General features: G+C 63.6%; 19 protein-coding genes and 1 pseudogene. 9 read left to right on the forward strand and 11 right to left on the reverse strand.

The window, feature by feature from the left end; all coding sequences use genetic code 11:
- Positions 1-23 precede the first annotated feature (23 nt).
- Positions 24-1,085 (reverse strand): RHE_PE00001 family protein, encoded by a 1,062-nt coding sequence (locus ABJ076_RS23155; protein WP_348195755.1) that lies wholly within the window; start codon positions 1,083-1,085, stop codon positions 24-26.
- 174 nt (positions 1,086-1,259) lie between these two features.
- Between ABJ076_RS23155 and ABJ076_RS23160 the strand changes: the two genes are divergently transcribed.
- The 4 genes from ABJ076_RS23160 to ABJ076_RS23175 all read left to right on the forward strand — a co-directional run bounded on the left by ABJ076_RS23160 (position 1,260) and on the right by ABJ076_RS23175 (position 6,129).
- Positions 1,260-2,834, forward strand: a complete 1,575-nt coding sequence (locus ABJ076_RS23160) for a transposase family protein (RefSeq protein ID WP_348202930.1) — start codon at positions 1,260-1,262, stop codon at positions 2,832-2,834.
- A gap of 1 nt (position 2,835) precedes the next feature.
- Positions 2,836-3,714, forward strand: a complete 879-nt coding sequence (locus ABJ076_RS23165) for a TniB family NTP-binding protein (protein WP_348195757.1) — start codon at positions 2,836-2,838, stop codon at positions 3,712-3,714.
- Complete coding sequence (locus tag ABJ076_RS23170; RefSeq protein WP_348195758.1) at positions 3,711-4,724, forward strand: TniQ family protein; 1,014 nt, start codon at positions 3,711-3,713, stop codon at positions 4,722-4,724. The genes ABJ076_RS23165 and ABJ076_RS23170 overlap by 4 nt, the downstream gene beginning before the upstream one ends.
- A gap of 157 nt (positions 4,725-4,881) precedes the next feature.
- Positions 4,882-6,129, forward strand: a complete 1,248-nt coding sequence (locus tag ABJ076_RS23175; protein WP_348195759.1) for an APC family permease — start codon at positions 4,882-4,884, stop codon at positions 6,127-6,129.
- On the opposite strand, the pseudogene ABJ076_RS23180 reads toward ABJ076_RS23175, so the two are convergent.
- A pseudogene (locus ABJ076_RS23180) lies at positions 6,074-6,673 on the reverse strand (IS630 family transposase); the annotation flags it as partial. The gene ABJ076_RS23175 and the pseudogene ABJ076_RS23180 sit on opposite strands and share 56 nt — an antisense overlap.
- 76 nt (positions 6,674-6,749) lie before the next feature.
- On the opposite strand from ABJ076_RS23180, the gene ABJ076_RS23185 reads away from it, so the two are divergent.
- Positions 6,750-7,784 (forward strand): IS110 family transposase, encoded by a 1,035-nt coding sequence (locus ABJ076_RS23185; RefSeq protein ID WP_348195760.1) that lies wholly within the window; start codon positions 6,750-6,752, stop codon positions 7,782-7,784.
- Between the two features lie 192 nt (positions 7,785-7,976).
- Here ABJ076_RS23185 and ABJ076_RS23190 read toward each other — a convergent pair whose 3' ends face one another.
- From ABJ076_RS23190 to ABJ076_RS23215, 6 genes are all read right to left on the reverse strand, one after another.
- The gene (locus ABJ076_RS23190) at positions 7,977-8,393 is read right to left on the reverse strand and encodes a transposase (protein ID WP_348195761.1); all 417 of its coding nucleotides are present in this window, start codon (positions 8,391-8,393) and stop codon (positions 7,977-7,979) included.
- 276 nt (positions 8,394-8,669) lie between these two features.
- Entirely contained in the window at positions 8,670-9,326 is a 657-nt protein-coding gene (locus tag ABJ076_RS23195; RefSeq protein WP_348195762.1) for a thioredoxin domain-containing protein, read from the reverse strand.
- Positions 9,323-9,772 carry a disulfide bond formation protein B gene (locus tag ABJ076_RS23200; RefSeq protein WP_348195763.1) on the reverse strand — a complete coding sequence of 150 codons (450 nt, stop codon included), beginning with the start codon at positions 9,770-9,772 and terminating at the stop codon, positions 9,323-9,325. The genes ABJ076_RS23195 and ABJ076_RS23200 overlap by 4 nt, the downstream gene beginning before the upstream one ends.
- A gap of 3 nt (positions 9,773-9,775) precedes the next feature.
- Positions 9,776-10,396 (reverse strand): SCO family protein, encoded by a 621-nt coding sequence (locus ABJ076_RS23205; RefSeq protein WP_348195764.1) that lies wholly within the window; start codon positions 10,394-10,396, stop codon positions 9,776-9,778.
- The gene (locus ABJ076_RS23210; RefSeq protein WP_348195765.1) at positions 10,393-10,899 is read right to left on the reverse strand and encodes a copper chaperone PCu(A)C; all 507 of its coding nucleotides are present in this window, start codon (positions 10,897-10,899) and stop codon (positions 10,393-10,395) included. The genes ABJ076_RS23205 and ABJ076_RS23210 overlap by 4 nt, the downstream gene beginning before the upstream one ends.
- A gap of 90 nt (positions 10,900-10,989) precedes the next feature.
- Positions 10,990-13,335 carry a heavy metal translocating P-type ATPase gene (locus ABJ076_RS23215; RefSeq protein WP_348195766.1) on the reverse strand — a complete coding sequence of 782 codons (2,346 nt, stop codon included), beginning with the start codon at positions 13,333-13,335 and terminating at the stop codon, positions 10,990-10,992.
- A 211-nt stretch (positions 13,336-13,546) separates the two neighbouring features.
- Here ABJ076_RS23215 and ABJ076_RS23220 point away from each other — a divergent pair, with 211 nt between their 5' ends.
- The gene (locus tag ABJ076_RS23220) at positions 13,547-14,134 is read left to right on the forward strand and encodes a DUF5990 family protein (protein WP_348195767.1); all 588 of its coding nucleotides are present in this window, start codon (positions 13,547-13,549) and stop codon (positions 14,132-14,134) included.
- Between the two features lie 18 nt (positions 14,135-14,152).
- Complete coding sequence (locus ABJ076_RS23225; RefSeq protein ID WP_348208646.1) at positions 14,153-14,659, forward strand: hypothetical protein; 507 nt, start codon at positions 14,153-14,155, stop codon at positions 14,657-14,659.
- Between the two features lie 49 nt (positions 14,660-14,708).
- Here the strand turns inward: ABJ076_RS23225 and ABJ076_RS23230 are convergent, their stop codons facing one another.
- Positions 14,709-15,920 (reverse strand): metal transporter, encoded by a 1,212-nt coding sequence (locus tag ABJ076_RS23230; RefSeq protein ID WP_348202933.1) that lies wholly within the window; start codon positions 15,918-15,920, stop codon positions 14,709-14,711.
- A complete protein-coding gene (locus ABJ076_RS23235; RefSeq protein WP_348195769.1) occupies positions 15,917-17,044 on the reverse strand; it encodes a multicopper oxidase domain-containing protein in 1,128 nt (375 codons plus the stop codon). Before ABJ076_RS23235 ends, ABJ076_RS23230 begins: the two co-directional genes overlap by 4 nt.
- Before the next feature lie 163 nt (positions 17,045-17,207).
- Between ABJ076_RS23235 and mntR the strand changes: the two genes are divergently transcribed.
- Positions 17,208-17,657, forward strand: a complete 450-nt coding sequence (gene mntR, locus ABJ076_RS23240; RefSeq protein WP_348195770.1) for a manganese-binding transcriptional regulator MntR — start codon at positions 17,208-17,210, stop codon at positions 17,655-17,657.
- A 38-nt stretch (positions 17,658-17,695) separates the two neighbouring features.
- Here the strand turns inward: mntR and ABJ076_RS23245 are convergent, their stop codons facing one another.
- Positions 17,696-18,109 (reverse strand): helix-turn-helix domain-containing protein, encoded by a 414-nt coding sequence (locus tag ABJ076_RS23245; protein WP_348195771.1) that lies wholly within the window; start codon positions 18,107-18,109, stop codon positions 17,696-17,698.
- A gap of 117 nt (positions 18,110-18,226) precedes the next feature.
- On the opposite strand from ABJ076_RS23245, the gene ABJ076_RS23250 reads away from it, so the two are divergent.
- Positions 18,227-18,757, forward strand: coding sequence for a copper chaperone PCu(A)C (locus ABJ076_RS23250; protein ID WP_348195772.1), 531 nt, complete (start codon positions 18,227-18,229; stop codon positions 18,755-18,757).
- Positions 18,758-18,793 lie beyond the last annotated feature (36 nt).

Here is an 18,793-nt window from a genome sequence, read left to right on the forward strand (position 1 = left end):
TCTGGTTTGGCGGCGCAAAGCAGTCATAGAATGCCCCACGCTCGATAACGCCCCCTCCCCGTCATCTCGCGGACTCCGAGCTCGTGCACCAAATTCAAGGCGCCGCGCTGACTGACCCTCGCCGCCTTTGCGACCATCGGGGCCGACACGATCGGCCGCGACAAGAGAAGTTCGATGGCAACCGGAAGACTGCTCGTCGATCGCTTGTCCAAGGCTTTCCGCTCAAGCTGCCGTTTCGCCAGCGTTAGTCGGTCGATGTCCTTCGTCCCGGCAGTGGCAGCCGCGCTCATCGCATCGAGACAACTAACCAGCCTGGTCGTTCGGTCGCGAGCACGTCGGCGCTCGCGCGGTATGTCGCGCAATCCCACCGCATAGGCCAGAAGGTGAGATCGCACCTTCCCGCGTGATCGCAGGAAATCCGAGATGAGCACCTGCCCGAGCCAATGCTGGCGCTGCAGGGGTTCGAGATGTTCCCATGCATCCCAGAGAACCGCCGCTGCCAAGGTGGCCGGGAACCGTTCGACCTTTTTGGCCAACTCGAGCCACTCGCCGATCCGCTCGCCCTCATCCCAATCCGGATCGCGAATGAGCAGCTCCCCGACACTGAGCTCGGGCTCCTGCTTCTTTCGTTCGGCGGGCTCGTTGCCATCGACCAACCATTTCGTGCGGGCGAGGACCTCGTCGATCTCGGCCAGCTCGGGCGACAGCGCATCGCGATCGACCAAGTCGAGCTCGACCCCCTCCCCTCCCCTGTCGACCGGTTCGACTACACCGGAAGGCTCCTCGGCAACGCCGGCGAGCGCCATGATGCCCGACCGCGATACCGCCCAGCCGGGATCATTCCGTGACACGCGGCGCCGGGCCCGCACGATACGGTGCGCGATAACAAGCTCATGGCTCGGCGCGCGAATGTCCATCTGTGCGTCGTGGAGAACCAGATCCTCGAGATGGACGAGTTCGCCGCCGACCCACATACTGGAGACAGAATCGAAGAAATCGGCCCGCTCTGCAAAGCCTGCACCGACCTCGGACCGGGCGACGCGCTCATCGAGCCGGGCAAGAGCATCCTCAGCTGTCGCTTTCACTTCCCAATTTCAATCGTGAGAACGTCATGTGCTGTTTAGGTTTGGGCGCTATGACGGCCCATGATTTTTCGCTAACGATTTCACTGACCGCTCATTTTGCCGAACCGATTGCACAGCCTGAAACCGGCGCCTGCTGCGCCACATTCCGAAGAAGCATGGGCGACGGCGCGCCGCGTGGCGCGCGAACTCGACAGGATTCTGGACAGCTCGGGTTCCCGGCGGACGGCAATCGTACGCGCGGCCGCCGAGCTGCGCCTTTCGACGCGACAGGTCTACAATCTGCTGGCACGGTACCGTGTCAATCGCACAGTGACGTCGCTCTTGCCCGGCGGAGACAGGACCCGGCAGAAGCGGCTCCCGCAGGACATTGAGGGGATCATCGCGACGACACTGCGAGAGCAGTGGTTGGTACTGGAGGCTCCACCCCTTGCTCCGGTCGTGGCCGAGATCCGCGCCCGCTGCGAAGAGGCGGGCCTCACTCCTCCGTCCTATCTAACTGTCGCTCGTCGGATACCCGCCCTGTTTAGCGCAGAGGAAATCGCAAAGAAGCGATCCGCGAACCCGAAACATCTCCATCGGCTCAGGGCCAGGCCCGGGTACATCCACGCGGCGCACCCGCTGGATGTCTGCCAGATCGATCACACGCCGACCGACATCAATTTCGTCGAGGTTATAGAGGACGGCGGAACCTTCGTCGGCCGCGCTTACCTGACGATCGTCAGCGACGTGGCGACGCGCTGCATACTGGGATTCTGCCTCACGCTCGAAAAGCCGTCGGCGCTGTCGGTCGCACTATGCCTGGCCCAGGCAATGTGTCCGAAGGACGAATGGCTGGTTGCGCGCGGCATCGAGCATGGGTGGCCGATGCTAGGACGACCGAGAGTGCTGGTCACCGACTCCGCCAAGGAGTTCAAAGGGAATGCCTTTCAGCGCGGGTGCGAGGACTACGGCATTCGTATCCGCTACCGGGATCGCGGTCGCGTGCATCAGGGTGGCGTGGTCGAAAGGCTGCTTGGGAAGCTCAACGGGGTTCTTGCAACGCAGCCTGGCTCGACGGGCCGATCCGTGGCGGACCGTGACCAATATCCCGCGGAGCGCCGGGCGCGTCTCAGCTTCGCCGATCTCGAGCGATGCGTCGCGCTCGCGGTGATCGACCACAACCTGCAGCAAAACGCCAGGACCCTGAGGGTGCCGGCATCAGAATGGGATAGGCAGGCACATGAACTTGTGCGCTTCGACGATGATCCCATGCGGGTGCTGCTGGCATTCATGCCCGGAACGGAGCGGCGCATCTCACCGCAGGGCGTCAGCATGTTCGCGCTCGACTATTTCTCTCCCTGGTTGGGCGAGTTTGTCCCGCAGCGAGATCGGCTCGGCAAGCTCGAGCTTCGATACGATCCACGCGATATCAGCCACGTCTATGTCCGCGATCCCGAAACCAGAGAGTTTCGATCTGTGGAGCGGCGCGACGGCATGCTTGCTCCGATGACGTTGTGGGAGCACGAGGCCGACCGGCTGCGGCGACGCACCGCGAATGCGCGCACGGATGTCGAGAAGGTGACGCTGCGCCGCCGGATCGCGGAGATCGCCGGTGGACCGAAGCCGTCGAAGGCCGAGCTGCGCAATGCCGTGCGAACCTCTCACGCCGCAGACGCGCCCAAGCCCTATAACGCGATGCGGCCGACAACGCCGGCGCCTGCCGATCATCCCGTTCGCCAGAAGCGCCGCTTGCCGGTAGAGGATTGGTGACGTGGCGGACCATCTGCTTGATCACGTTCGCCCGCACCTTGACCGCAGCATGGAAGAGCGGATCGCCTACATCCAGACACCGCGATGGATCGGACACCGGGTCGCGCTCCAGGCACACGAGCGTCTTGCCGAGCTTCTGTCGCGGCCGCCATCGTTGCGGACCCGCGGCCTGATGCTCGTCGGACCCTATGCCAACGGCAAGACCATGATCGCCGAACGGTTCGCCGTCGGACATCTGAAAACAGCCGAACAGCAGCGGGTGTGGGTGGTGCAGACACGCGAGGGCGCAGGTCTCGCCCACTTCTATGGAAGCATCCTGCAGGCGTTGCGGGCGCCGACCGGAAACAGCAGGGATGTCGGTCGCAAGGCGGAACAGGTCGACCATCTGCTCGACAGGCTGAAGCCCAGGATCCTGATCTTCGATGAATTCCACAATGCCCTGCGCGGTCGGGCGCGCGACGTCGAGGCCGTGCTTGCCTTCCTGCGGAGGATCGGTCGCCAGTACGACATCTCGCCTGTTCTGATCGGCGAGGTCGCAGTCTACGACTTCATCAACCAGACCGCCGAAATGGCCACCCGGATCGACCTGCATGCCGTGCCGCGTTGGCAATATGGCGAGGAGTTTCTTACGCTGCTCGATAGCCTTGAGAGCGCGCTGCCGCTCGCTCTCGCATCCGATCTTTCCGATGAACCTCTGGCGCGCACGATCTTCCAGCTCTCCGAGGGTCTGATCGGCGAGATCGTGGCGATCGTCTCTGCGGCGGCCGCGGGGGCGGTGAGATCTGGCGAGGAACGTATCATGAAATCGGGCATCGAGGCGCTGCACCACGTTCCGGTCACGAAGCGCCGCTGGGCGCGCATGCGTGATGACCTGCTGTGACGGGAGATGCCGCGCGCGGGGGCTTCGCCATCGAACTCCGCGAGCGATATGGCGACGTCGCCCCGGATAGGTGGCCGATTTCTGTCCAGCCGCTCCCGGACGAACTACTGTCGAGCTGGCTCCATCGGCTTGCGCTGGTGAACGGCATCGCGCCGCGGTCGTTCGCCGGCGTCCTCGGGCTCGGCGAGGGGATGTGGTCGCCGCGCCTTGACCTTCACCTCCCACGTAACATCGCCACATTGCTCTCCCATCAGTCGGGCCTGGCGATCGAGAACCTCTCGTCAATGACGATGAGCGGCGGCGCCATGAACGCCCCCCTGCTGCCGCTGCGCGATAATGCGCACCGGAACCGTTCAACCTGGATGCAATATTGCTCGCTTTGCCTTGCCGGGGACGAGGCACCATATTTCCGGCGGCCGTGGAGGCTGGCATCGCGTGTGTCATGCTTCGTGCATGGCTGCGGGCTTCGGGATCGATGCCCGTCTTGCCGTGCCGGCGTCGCGGCGTTCGACCAAGGCGAGCTGGTCCACCAGCACTTTTGCGCGCGATGCGGATTCGACCTGCGTACTGCCCCGAAGGCCTCGGTCAAGGCGTCCGCACGCCGTCTGGAACGCGCGCTCGCGGATATATGCCGGGTGGAGGCGGTCAGGGGTGCGGAGAGAACCAGGGACGCCGTCTCGCGTGTGCTGCGTACGCCGGTCGCCGCCGAGGCCCGATCGGGAAGGACACTGACGAATCTCTCGACCGCCGCGCGCATTCGCTGCTTCGAGGCGCTCGCAGCAAAACCACCTGACTGGCTGGTGCACGACATAGACAGCGCCGGCGCGTACCGGCGCTGCATAATCATGGCCGCGGGGGGCCATGACGCGCTGATCGCGCGCTTTGCGGATTTCCTGGAGACGCACCAAGGTTCTCCACGGCGCGAGCGCCCGCCTCCCGCCGCCGATCGATCCGCGCTGTTTACCGCCTACTTGAGGGTCTTGCAGTTTGGAGGCGTCCGCCTTCGGTAAGATCTCGTAAAGTGGCACCATATCAAACCGATTTACGTTTGCGCACTCCACGACCTAACACACTCGTCACCTTCACAGCCCTCGTCTCGCAGGAACTGCTGCTTAACATGCCCATTTAGGAAGAAATGGAACTCTTGGATTGGAGGCAAACAACCAAATGTCAGAGGACGCTGGCGGCCACCCCGGACTAACCAAGTCGCTTGGGTTGCTTCGACTGTCGCTCTACGGCGTGGGCACCATCATCGGTGCAGGGATATATTCAGTGATCGGTCCAGCTGCGGGAGCGGCGGGAGAAGGTATTTGGCTGAGTTTTGTCCTTGCAGCGATAATCTCCGGGTTCTCGGGCCTCTCCTACGCCGAGATCGCGTCGGCGCTTCCCGGCGCCGGTGCAGAGCACAATTTCCTGCACAAGACGTTTCCGGCCTTTCCTGCGCTGGCCTTCACAGTCGGGCTGTTCATTGCAGTGCATGGCGCCGCCACCCTGGCGACAGTAGCACTGACGTTCGGCAATTACGCCCAAGCGTTCCTGCCGTTCACTCCAGTCATCGTCGCATTGGTGCTCATGGCGATCGCCACCGCCACCAACATCGCCGGGATCGGCAAGGCTTCCTTCATCAGCGCCGCGCTCACGGTCCTCCAGGTCTCGTGCCTGATCGGTTTCGCGCTATTCGCGATTCCGTCGGGAAGTCGGGGGCTCCCCGACTTCACGGCTTGGCCGGACAATCTAACAGGTGTCTTGCAGGGTGCGGCGATCCTCTTCTTCATCTATTCGGGTTATGAACACATGGCCTCCTTATCGGAAGAGGCTAAGCGTCCAGACCGTGATCTGTGGCGCGCGTTCATGATAGCGCTCGTTGCCACCACTGTGGTCTACCTTTCCGTCATCCTCGGCGTGCTCAGCCTCGTCAGCGCGGACAGCCTTGCAGGTTCGGAATCGCCGCTAGCCGACGCTGCAAGCCAATTGGGTGGCCCTTTCGGGATGATCATTGTCACGGCCGCGTTGATCGCCACCGCCAATGGCGTGCTCAGTTCGTCCCTATCTGGAAGCCGTCTGCTGTTCGGTATGGCGCGGGACGGCGACCTGCCGAAGCCACTTTCTCGGACGCTAGGCGCGAGCCAAAGCCCGTGGATTGGAGCGCTGGCCTATCTTGCCGTGGCCTGCGGTTTCGCCGCCGTCGGTGAGATCGAGTTCGTCGCGAGCCTGTCCTCGCTCGGCGTCACCCTGGTCTTTGCTACGATCAACGCCGCGGTCATCGTGCTTCGCTTTACCCAGCCGAATCTCAATCGGCCGTTCCGCCTGCCATCCATCGGGAATGTTCCTCCGACGGCGGTTCTAGAGCAGATTCGATTTATTCGGGGTCATATCCGGCTGCCTCGAAATAGTTCTGGCATTGCTCAGGCGTGAAGGCGGAGAGGCAATCGGCGACAACCGACCAGAGTTCGTCGACGGTTCTGGCGGCGGCCTTCCTGAGCAGCGCCTTGAGCTTGGAGAAGGCCATCTCAATCGGGTTGAAGTCGGGCGAGTATGGCGGCAGGAACAGGATCTGCGCTCCGACCTTCTCGATTGCCTCACGCACGCCACTGATCTTGTGGGCCGGCAGATTGTCCATGACGACGATGTCGCCGGGGCGAAGCTCGGGTGCGAGAACCTGCCCGGCATAGGCCAGAAATGCCGGACCGTTCATCGGGCCGTCGAGCAGCATCGGCGCCGCCATGCCGGACATTCGCAGGCCTGCGGTGAAGGTTGTCGTCTTCCAATGACCGTGGGGAACGGCCGCCCGGCATCGTTCGCCGCATGGCGCACGGCCGCGCAGCCGCGCCATCTTCGTGGATGCCGCGGTCTCGTCGATGAAGATCAGCTTCTCGGGATCGAGATCGAGCTGGCCGTCGAACCAGGCTATGCGGCGACGCAGGACATCGGGGCGCTGCTGCTCTGAGGCATGCGCCGTCTTTTATGGGATGGCCCGCCCCTCCCGCCGGCTCCGAGTTATGGTGCCGGTGTGTTTGAGAGGAAGGAGCGAACCGATGACCATCGTGACTCTTGGAATCGACCTGGGCAAGAACCTGAACAGCGTGGTGGGTCTGGACGCGGAGGGGCAGGTCGTTCTGCGCCGGCGTGTCAGGCGGTCGACGCTTGCGGAGCTCGCCGGCAGTCTTCCATCCTGTGCCGTCGCCATGGAGGCCTGCTGCGGTGCTCATCACATCGGTCGTCTCTTTGGCGCGAAAGGGCATGAGGTCCGACTGATGTCGCCCGAATATGTCCGCCCTTACGTCCGCGCTCAGAAGAACGACGACAACGATGCGGCGGGAATCGCCGAGGCAGCGACGCGGCCGACCATGCACTTCGTCGAGCTGAAGAGCCAGGATCGGCTCGACCTGCAGACCCTGCACCGAGCCCGCTCTCGTCTGGTGGCAGCGCGCAAGGCGCTCGTGAACCAGCTTCGAGCGATCCTGCTTGAGCGCGGACACACCTTCCGGCAGGGGCGCCAGGTTCTCGAACGGGAAATCGATCCATTCCTCGCCGAGCCGCCTTCGGACCTCTCGACCCGCATCCTGACGCTCATCGGGAACATGCGAGCCGAGTGGCGATCGCTCGATGAGCGGATCGATGCTTTGAACGACGATCTGACCGAGCATGCACGTGTCGACGAGGCGGCGAGCCGGCTGACCTCGATACCCGGCATCGGCGTCCTTGGCGCGACCGCACTGGTTGCGGCTGTCGGAGATGGTGAAGCGTTCCGTCGGGCGCGCGACATGCCAGCCTGGCTCGGCCTGGTGCCGAAGCAGATGACGACCGGCGGCAAGCCGCGGCTGCTCGGCATCACCAAGCGCGGGAACACTTACCTCCGCATGCTGCTGATCCACGGAGCGCGTGCGGCGCTGCCGAGCCTCTCCAAACAGGCGACACCCTTGGGCGGGTGGCTTCGAGGTCTTCTGTCCCGAGCACACCGCAACGTCGTCATTGTCGCGCTCGCCGCCAAGCTCGCCCGCATCGCCTGGGCAAGCCTACGGCACGGTATCAGCTTCGAGCGTGGATGGGGACAGGCCGTGGCGGCCTGAAACGAAAGGATCTGCTGCGACATCCGAAACAGGAGCCGCAGTTTAGCGAGGTTGGCGGAAGGAGGCTGATGGCCGGAAGGGTCGAACACCCGCGTCCCTGGATGCCTGGTTCAAAAAACGGCACCTCGATGCCGGGTCTTTTATGAGGACCAGGACGCGCGGATCTCCATCATGGCGAGGGCCAACGCGCCGCTACGCCGGATACGTTTGTGCACGACCGAACAAAGCCTGAAGCAACCGACTTGCCAACGGGGCGGGCCATACGTTTTTGAACGTGATGCCGCGCCGGTCGAGGAACAGCCACACCGTCGAGGGTGCCGCCCGCACGCCGCGCTCGGCGGCAAGCCGCTCCCCGATTTCGGCAAGCGTGACGTCCGGCTCCTCCTCGACCAGGCCGAGGATGAAGGCCTCGTGCGCGTCGAGCTTCGAGCGTGACGGCTGGCCCTGCTTGCGCGCCTCCCTCTCGCCGGTCTGGCGATTGCGGCGATGCCAGGCCCCGGCAGTCGAGATCCCGATCCGGAAGCGACGCGCCGCCTCCCGCGTCGAAACTCCATCCTCGATCGCCGAAATCACCCGACCCCGAAGGTCTCCGCTCAGGCTCCTCGTCATCATCACCTCCTGGCAAATCACCAGGACCAGTGAACCAGACAAGGCCGCCCGCGTGAATCCTCAAACCGACTCTGCGTTCATCGAATGCGCGCTAGGCGTAGCAACTTCGCTTCTGCTTGCGGTCCAGTACGACTGGGCGGTCTACGCGACGTTCGTAGCTGTCTTCCTGCTGGGTGCGGTGCCTTACGCGTTCATCCGCCAGCGAGAAACGCAAGCAGCCGGAGCGTCCTCGGCGACGACTGGCGATGGGATCCGGTCCAACGATTAAAGCAATTCTCAGTTGATCGCTCGAACGCGTTTCACCTCACCCTCAACCAGATCTATCAATTGCTGCGGTCCGAACGTCTGCAAGGATTTCCCGTTGACGAAGAACGTCGGCGTCTGCTCGACGCGCCACGTCTGGATGTCCTTCGATTCCTGTTCCAGAACAGCCGCGACTTCGGTTGAACCGGCGTCCTGCCGAGCCTGCCCGAGATCGAGCCCGGCCGCGGCGGCGGCCTGCCACGCCTTTTCGAGGTCAGGGCCGCTATGTGGCGCCCATTCAGGCTGGGTGGCAAGAAGCGCCTCCAGGACCGGTTCGAAGAGATTTTGCTTGCGTGCCGCTTCCAGAATGCCAACCGCCTGGTCAGAGCCGTCGTGGAAGGCTGCGTATCTCAGAACAAGCCTGACGTCCTGCGGGTATTGCGCCAGGATGTTCTTCACGATGGGGTAGAAGGCGCGGCATGCCTCACAGGAGGGGTCGAAGAATTCTACGATGGTCACCGGCGCATCGGGCGGCCCTATTATTGGTGAGTGCTCTCTGACCAGGCTATCGCCATCGCCCGAAGGCGCCTTCGCGCCGCCATCCATCCTGTTGTAGTAGAGCGTCGCAGCTCCAAAGAGGGCGACGGCGCCAGTGGCGGCGGACACGATCATCAGCTGACGACGGTTCATCGATAAACTCCGGGCCGACACATAAAAAGAAGCGCTCCGATTGCTCCGAAGGCGACAAGCGAGACGAGCGGCAGTGGCAGGACGCCAAGGATCGTCATCGCGTCTCCGGAACATGAGGGCCCGTTTCGAGCGCAGGGCGCTATGGCTTCCTCGACGATGCCGAAATACACCAAGGTGTGGAATGCGGCCACGGCTCCGCCAAGCCCGACTAGTGGGAGCGCATAGGACCTGATGGAGGCATCCGACCGAAAGGCCGCAACGCCAAGGATGATGGCGAGCGGGAACATGAAGATGCGCTGGAACCAGCAAAGATTGCAGGGTGCCTGCCCCATCACCTCGCCGATGAACAGCGCTCCGAGCGTCGCCCCGACAGCGGTCAGCCAGGCCAGGCAGAGCCACCAGCCATTGCGCTCTTCAAGCTCTCCCTCGGACATTCGGTTCAGCATCGATCAAGAGTCCGTGGAGATCTGGCCCTTTGCGAGGCGCCGCAGCTTCTCGAGCCGGGTCTCGCGCGGTTCGTGCATGTCCATCATCCCGCCGAAACCGCCATCGGCCCTTATGAGAAACACGCCAGCGGTGTGATCCATCGTATATTCTTTGCCCTCCAGAGAGACCTTTTTGGCATAGGCAGAGAACGCGTTCAGTGCCGCTTGCGTCTCCTCGGCCGTGCCGCGCAGTGCGGTGATCCGGCTGTCGAACGACGTCATGTAGCCGGCCAGCGCCTCCTGCGTGTCGCGCTCCGGGTCGACGGTAATGAACATGACCTCGAATGCATCCGCCTCGGTTCCGAGTTCCGACATGAGGTCGGTGAGCTCGAACAGCGTCGTCGGACAGATCTCCGGGCAGTAGGTGAAGCCAAAGAAGACAAGATAGGGTCGACCGGCCAGCGACCGATTGTCGATCCGCTCCCCGGTATGTGACACGAGGGAGAACGGCCCACCGACCTTGGCGGTGCCCGTCGCGATCTCGCTGGTCGGGCTGCTCGACAGTTGCGTCGATATGATCAGGAAGCCGCCGAGCACGGCGATGGCCGCCCATACGACGAGCCGGAAGGTGCGAAGTCCGCTCATGGCGCATGACCGCCATGTTCGGCGCCGCTGCCAGTTTCTGCCGAAGCATTCTTCTGGACGACGAATTCGACATCGACAGCCCCGCCCTTTGCAAAATCCAGCCGCGCCTTGAAGCGATCGCCCTCGACGAGTTGCCGGCTGGGCTTGATCAGCATGAGATGAATGCCGCCCGGCGCCAGCTCGACCGATGCTCCGGGAGCGATCTCGACGCCGTCCGGCAAAGGCCGCATGCGGGCGATACCGTTCTCCATGGTCATCCGGTGGATCTCGATCCGCTCGGCGATCGGTGTCGAGCCGCCGGTCAGCCTGTCTGCTTCCGTCCCGGAGTTTATGACGGTCAGATAGGCCCCTGCGACCGGCGCAACGGAGGGCGTGATGCGAGACCATGGATGGTCGATCCTGATATCGCCTCGCGAGAACTCGTGCGCCTGGACGGCGGTCGACAGCAGCCCCGCTGTCAGCACGCCAGCGACCTTCATCGCGAGGCTAACAAAAATCGACAATGACCTTGGTCCTTTCCTTCCGGCTGTTGACTGTTCGTGGCGATCTCGCCCGAGTTGAGCCATTGCGCGCATCGCCGCGACGAACACCTGTCAACTGTCTCGAAGCCCCTTCCAGGCCAGCAGCCGCATCGCATTGGCTGTGACCAGAACGGTCGCGCCGGTATCAGCGAGGATCGCCGGCCAAAGCCCAGTTACCCCGAACACCGTGGTCACCAGAAACACGGCCTTGAGCCCAAGCGAGATGGTGATGTTCTGGAAGATGTTGCGCATGGTGAGACGCGATAGCGCTACCATGTTGGCGACGTCCTTCACGCGGCCGTGCAGCACCGCCGCGTCCGCCGTTTCCAGTGCAACGTCGGTGCCGCTGCCCATGGCGATGCCGATGTCGGCAGCCGCGAGCGCAGGCGCATCGTTGATTCCGTCGCCGACCTTGGCGACGAACCTGCCTTCGGCGCGCATCTCGCCGACGATCTTCTGCTTGTCCTGCGGCATCAGTTCGGCGCGCGCGTCGGCCATGCCGAGGGAGGCAGCGATGGCCTTCGCGGTGCGCTGGTTGTCGCCGGTCAGCATCACCGTGTCGGCGCCGAGGTCGAGCAGCGCCGCGATCCCTTCCCTGGCGTCGTCCCGCGGCTCGTCGCGCATGGCGATCAGGCCAGCCACTTCGTCGCCGGCAAGCAGCACCGAAACGGTCTTGCCCTCGTCGTTGAGCGCGGCAATGCGGGCCGAGAGGGTATCGTCGAGCGTGACCTTCTCGGCCGCGGCGCGCGGAGACGCCAGGAACAGTTTCGTGCCGTCGACCGTGCCGACAACGCCCTTGCCGCCGACGGCGCCGGCCTCGGAGGCCGCTAAGACCGGGACCTTGTCGGCCTCGGCCTTCGCCAGGATGGCGACCGCCAGGGGATGGCTCGATCCGGCTTCCAGCGCTGCCGCAAGCCGCAACGTCTCGCGCTCGTCGCGCGCGACGCCGACGATGTCGGTGACCTTCGGCTTGCCTTCCGTCAACGTACCCGTCTTGTCGAAGGCGACGCGATTGACCTTGCCCAGGTTCTCCAGCACCGCGCCGCCCTTCATCAGAAGTCCGCGCCGCGCGCCGGCGGAAAGGGCTGCGGCGATCGCGGCCGGCGTCGAGATGACGAGCGCGCAGGGGCACCCGATCAGCAGCACCGCAAGACCGCGATAAATCCACGTGTTCCATTCCGCGCCGGCAAGAAGCGGCGGCAGGATCGCGATCAGCGCCGCGACCACCATGACGCCTGGCGTGTAGTATCGCGAGAAGCGGTCGATGAAGCGCTCGGTCGGAGCCTTCGATTCTTGCGCCTGCTCGACCAGCGCGATGATGCGGGAGATTGTGTTGTCAGCGGCCGTGGCCGTGACGCGGACGCGCAGCACGCCCTCCTGATTGACCGTGCCAGCGAAGACATTGTCGCCGCTCTCCTTGCGCTTCGGCACGGATTCGCCCGTCACCGGCGCCTCGTCGACCGCGCTTTCGCCCGAAACGACAACGCCGTCAGCCGGCACCCGATCGCCGGGGCGCACGAGAACGACTGCGTCGATCGACAGGCTTTCGGCGGGAACGGTCTGTGTCGTGCCATCACGCTCGAGCAGGGCCGTCTTGGGCATCAGTGTCGCCAGCGCGCGAATGCTGGCGCGGGCGCGGCCCGTCGCGATGCCCTCGAGCAGCTCGCCGACGAGGAACAGGAAGACGACGACGGCTGCTTCTTCTGCGGCGTTGATGATCACGGCGCCGACCGCAGCAACCGTCATCAGCGTCTCGATGGTGAACGGGCTGCCGTTCATCGCGCCGGACAGCGCGCGGCGTGCAATCGGGATCAGGCCGACGGCCATGGCCACGATGAAGCCCCAGGGCTGCGTCTGCGGAAACAACTGGGCGAGAACGAAGGCGGCCGCGAGCACGATGCCGCAGATGATGGTCAGCCGTGCCTTGGACGTTTTCCACCAGGGGCCATCTTGCGGCCCGTGGTCGTGGCCATGCAAGCCCTCCAGAGCATCCGGGTTCTTTCTGGACGGCGCTGGGCCGGATGGACGATCCTGCGCGGCCGTTCCCGCGGTGCCGTGGTTATGGTCGTGATGGTCGTCGTGGTTATGATCATGGTCGTGGCCATGGCCCTCATGATCATGCGAGCAATCGGGACCGTGGACATGCCCTTTGTGCTCGTCCTGGCCGGACTTAGCGGCGCCAGCCTGTTCGACGACCCCTATCGGGGCGGTCTTGTATCCAAGGCTGCTGACCTTGCGCGCAAGGGCGCTGAGGTCGAGCTTTTCCCCATGCGTGACGGTCATCGTGCCAGCTACAGCGGAGACGTTCACCTCCGTGACATCCGGCATTCGACGCACAGCCGTGTCGATCTTTGCAGCGCAACTCGCGCAGTCCATGCCTTCAACCCGGAAGCGGGTTTCGCGTGCCGCAGCGGCCATTTCTCTTGTCTCCTGTCACGCAGGAGTAAGGACATAGGACCTCTAGCAGCTAGAGGGTCAAGAGCCGTCTCGGCACCCGGGCGGAACATCTCGACGCAATGGTCGAAGCGTGCTCTCCTGATTGTTGCTGGTAGTGCCTTGGTTTGAATGACCGCTTCCGGGTGGTATGCCGCGTCTGGTTTGGGCGCCTCCCACCGAAGTATGAACTCGCATGGCACAGAAAGATCAGAACGCAGTCAATTTCCGGATCGTCATCGACCAGCCGGTCATCGGCGTTCTGCACAGTCTTCAGGCAAAGGACGACTCGCCGCTCGATCCGAAATGTTCTCGTGACGGCGAAGCGCTCCTGTTCGATTTTCAGATCCGCATAGGTCCGGGCCCCAAGTTCTTCGGCGATCAGGTCCGTCGCGAAGGTCCCGTGCGCAGATTTGTCTATGTTCGTGTCGGCCAATCAGCCGGAGACCCTTCCTCACCCTGGTCCCGCCGAATGAAGATCGACATCCACGACATTGAAAACGACCTGCTGGATCGAGCAGCCAAGAGCGGAGGGATCATCGAAACGACAGTCATCGGCACGGATAAGGACGGCTCGCCCGCCTGCGCCACGGTGAGACCAACGGGGCGACGCTTCGTCGAGCGCGGACGCCGAAGGCTGCATGGATCGCAGGCCGAAATTCGACTGGAACACCACCTCATCGTTAGATTGCTTGCCCATAGGGCTACATTCCGGTCAAATCTCTTTGCGACATCGCCGAAGCCTGCATCCTCGTCGCCAGTTTTGCACCGTCAGGAGCGGTGAGATGCTTGGATGGCGATCATGGAAAAACGCGTGAAGCGAGCACGAGGACTTCTTCTCGCCATGTTGGTCGATGCCGCGTCGCCGGCCGCGGCAAGCGCTCCGATCGGCGTCTTCATCTGGTATCCGGACCAGGCCACAGCGCCTTCGTCGGCTGACTGCAAGGCGCTGGTCCAGCGCGTCCGCCCGTCTCGCGAAAAGGCTGAAGCCTGGCTCTGGGGCCGCGCCCCGTTTGGCTCCGAGATGGAATATTATCTGTTCGTTTCCGAGAACCGGATGGAGCCGACATATGCGGCCGAGGGCGACTACGACACGGGGGCGCTTCGTCTCGGACAGGTCGACGGCGATACGACGGCATTCGAATTGATCCCCGACGACCACCCGGAAGTCACCATCGCGGGATCCATCACCGCACCGGCGGGCAGCGCTGTCGTGACCGTGACCTTGCGCGACGTGCCGACCACGAACGGCAAGTCGGACAGGACGACCTATTTCTGCCGGTTTGACGATGCCGGCACCGAGACCTGACGCGGAGGCTTCCCCGCGCCTCCCGTAGACCGTCAAGCGGGACGCAGCGTCAGATCTTCACCAGCATGGCCGTCACATACATGAAGGCGACACCCACCGCGAGACCGGCCAACACCGGCGGTGAACTGATCGCAGCGTTCGCGCCGCCCCTGTTTCGCGCCAGCAAGGCGCCGACCTCGACTATCACCTGCAGGATGGCGCCGGCGCCAATGGCGAGCGCCAGCGCCGACCAGTGTGGCGCATAGGCGAGACTGCCGAGCCAGATGCCCGCGACCGCGGGTCCTCCCGCCAGAAGCGTGAGGGCGGCGAAGGCCCAGAGCGGCGGCCGCACCTTCAGGATCGGAGCGGCTATCCCGATCCCCTCGGTGATGTTGTGCAGGGTAAAGCCAATCACGAGAAACGTCCCAAGGCCCGCGGCACCCGCGGCGAAGGCGGCGCCGATGGCCAGCCCCTCGCCGAGATTATGCAGCCCGATGCCGAGCGCGATATAGGCGGCAAGCGCCAGGCCCGAGGGACGGCCCTGGCGGCGCGATACAGCCATCAGCAGCAGGAAGCTCGCCGCGGCCGTCAGGACGACCATCGCCTGGCCCTGGAAGACGGCGGCCGCCTGCGCGGCGAATTCAAGGGCATCTTCCAGCGTGTCGACGATCAGGAAACCGAGCAGACCGACGGTGAGGGCCAGCAGGAAATCCATGGTAGCCGGACCGGCGCCGCGCAGGGCGGGATAGAACATCAGGCCGACCGCGACTGGCAGGATGCCGACGAAGGCGCCCAGAATGGCCTGTGACACCAGGTTGCCGGAGGTGGCGACGGGTGTGGCGACCGCGACCGGTATGGCGTGCTCGAAGGTCGCCCCCGTGTTGGTGACGAAGACAACCGTGTGCGCTTCGCCGAGAACCCACGGGAACGGCAGGCTGATCCACGCCGTGTCGCCTCTGGCGATCGGTCCGGCAGGCGTCTGGACGAATTCCCAATAGGCCGCGTCGACCTGCATCTGCGCGATTGTCATCGGCTCGGAACCGCCGGCGCGCACGAGGAGTCGGAGACCGTTCTGATCGAGAATGGTCCGCTCGACCGTCAGCGCTTCCACCGGAGGCGCGCCATTGTCGAAGCGGGCAATGGGATTGGTGGCGATGAGCCACCAGATCGCTGCCGCCAGCACAAGGAGCGGCAGGATCACCCACACTAGGGTCCGCCAGATTGGCGTCTTCGTAGAGGTCGCGGTAATCAGGGAGGTGCTGTTCGCAGGGCTGTCGTTCACGACACGGCCTCCACGACGTCGAACATCCCCATCCACCCGAGTTCGGTAAACTCCGACTGGTGGGCATGGAACATATAGAGGCCCGGCTCATGGTTGGCGAAGGTGAACTCCAGAATGCCGCGCTGGGCCTGGCACTGCATGATGACGTCGACGGTCTTCAGCGTCGGCGTCAGCGTCGTGCCCTGATCGTAGTAGTCGAAGAAGTTGGCATGCAGGTGGAACGAGTTGATCGGATCGAACTCGGTGATGTTCATGAGATAGACGCGAACGGGGCGTTGCTTCTCGATCCTGATCGGCTTCTTGGCATAGCAGTGCGCAATGGTGTTGCAGGCATAGAACTCGTTCTCGCCGTCGAAGGTCGTATCGAAGGCGTTCATCACCATAGCCAGCTCCTGCCAGCGGGCGTTTTCCGGCGTGCCGAGCAGGCGGGATCGCGCCACGTCGGTAAAGTCGGGATGCCGTTCGGGGTCGGGGTCGACGATGAACAGGCCGTACATGCCCTTGTGGATGTGGCGCGCCAGCGGCAGCGCGTGACAATGATAGAGGTGGCAGCCGAACGGGGTCGCGTCGAACTCGTAGACGAACTCCTCGCCGGGTCCGATCAGGCCGGCACCCGGAATGCCGTCCATGCGCGCCGCATGGATGCCATGGAAATGCATCGAATGCGGATGCGAGCCATAGTTGCGAAAGACGATCCGCAGCCGCTCACCCTCGATCGCGCGCAACGCTGGGCCGGGCACGCGGCCGTTGAACGTCCACGCGGGGAACACGACCCCGGGTGCGATCTCGATCTCCTTGTCCTCGGCCGTGACCTCGAAGGTGCGCAGGCGCCGTCCGTCGGGAAGCGTCGACGCAGTGCCGGTGTCCCAGTCCGTCAGCATGGCGGTCGGATCGAAGCCGTTTCGCGTATCGTCGACGTCGCCCACGGTGATCATCGCGCCGTGGGCAACACGATGCGGTGAAGCCGCGGCTTCACCCTGCGCAGCCGGGCTAGCGCCATGCCCGGCCGGATGCGCCGTCTGCCCGAGCGCGGAGCGGCCGCTGAGCGCTGCCCCACCGGCGGCGAGCAAGCCCGCGCCGATAAGCCCCCGACGTTTGAGATCGAATGCCAGCCAGTTCCTCACCGCAGCTCCTCCCTCTTAGCAGCTGCAAATAAGAAAAGCATGCCCTCCGAAATATAGCAATGGCTATATTCCCAGAGATGACCACCGGCACCGTGACGCCCTGTCCGGAATGAGATATAGCTATGGCTATGATATTTGCCTGCCGGGAGACAAAGCGGAACACATGAACGACCGAGTAGCGAACAACGAAACGGCAGCCGGTCTCCTGGATGCCGACACGCAGGTGGAAAGTTTTCGACAGACCCGCAGCAATCGGCGGACGGAGCTGGTCGAGGACTATGTGGAGTTGATCGCCGATCTGATCGAGCATGACGGCGAGGCGCGACAGGTCGACATCGCCTCACGGCTCGGCGTGGCGCAGCCAACGGTAGCGAAGATGCTGAAGCGGTTGACGTCCGATGGTCTCATCCAACGCCGCCCCTATCGCGGCGTGTTTCTGACGGATGAAGGCAAGGAACTTGCGCGCTCCAGCCGTGAGCGCCACCAGATTGTGGAATCGTTCCTGTGCGCTCTCGGCATCAGCCCTGAGACGGCGCGCATAGATGCCGAGGGTATCGAGCATCATGTCAGCGCCGAGACGCTTGATGCGTTCCGCTCGTTCCTGCGTCGATAGGCAGACCGGATGCAGGCAACCGAGCCGTTGTGCAGGTTTCAATGATCGCTGCGGCAGAGCTCGTGGTTCGCCAGAGATTCGATCACGTAGCAGTCCTTGATGTGATCGCCGTCGCAGCGGGTGGTGATGCGTCCCAGCTCCTTCTCGAGCAACCGAAGTTTTGCAATCTTGTCCCGCACCAGCTGCAGCTGACGCTCTGCTATATGGTGGGCATCGGCACACGGACTCTCCGGATGAGCATTCAGCGCCAGAAGCTCGCGGATGGCTTCGATCGTGAAGCCAAGATCGCGCGCATGCTTGATGAAGGATAGACGCTCCCGATCCTTCTTTTCATAGCGACGCTGGTTGCCCTCGGATCGCTCCGCGGCCGCCAGCAGGCCCATCTGTTCATAGTAGCGAATGGTCGGGACTTTGACCCTTGTCTGTCGCGACAGATCTCCGATTGTAAGCATTCTCTATCTCCAGTGGCTATAGCTATATGGCCACATCGACCGCAAGGCAAACGCGCTCAATTGCCGCACAGCGTCAGGTGGCGAATTCACCGCCCTGCCCAAATCGAGGTTGAGAGAATGAAGCCGAAAGAAGGGGCCGCTGACATGATGGATATACGGGCGATGGTCGCTGCCATGATGTTTGCTGTCCTACCGGCCCAGGCGTCCGATGGTGCCGTCGATCATTTGAACCCGCCGCAGACCTTGACCGTCGAGCACGCCGAACTCCTCATTCCAGATGACGACGCGGCTGAAGCCTACCTGACCATCTGGAACGGATCGCAGACACAGGTTTCGCTGACATCGGTCCGAAGCGAGCTGTTCGGACGGGTCACCATCGTCCAGACCGAATTCAGTTCAGGAAAAACCAGGGAACTGCCGGCAGACAGGGTGCTGCCAATCCCCGGCCATGCAGAGCTGTCGATGCGCTGGAACGGCGTTCGTCTTCGCCTGGACCAGCCGGCGTCTCTGCCCCCGGACCGGACAAGGAGCAGTCTGACGCTGGTCTTCGAGAGCGGCACCGAATTAGAGGTTGAGGCCGATGTTGTCCGGTCACGCAACTTGCTGACGCGGCATCGTCACGGAGAGGGTGACCTCAATCTCAACTGACGCGGTTCGTCCGGTTTGGTGAATCAGCCGTAGCCG

Origin of the sequence: Nisaea sp. (genome assembly GCF_039990255.1) — a bacterium.
Taxonomy (GTDB): Bacteria; Pseudomonadota; Alphaproteobacteria; order Thalassobaculales; family Thalassobaculaceae; genus Nisaea.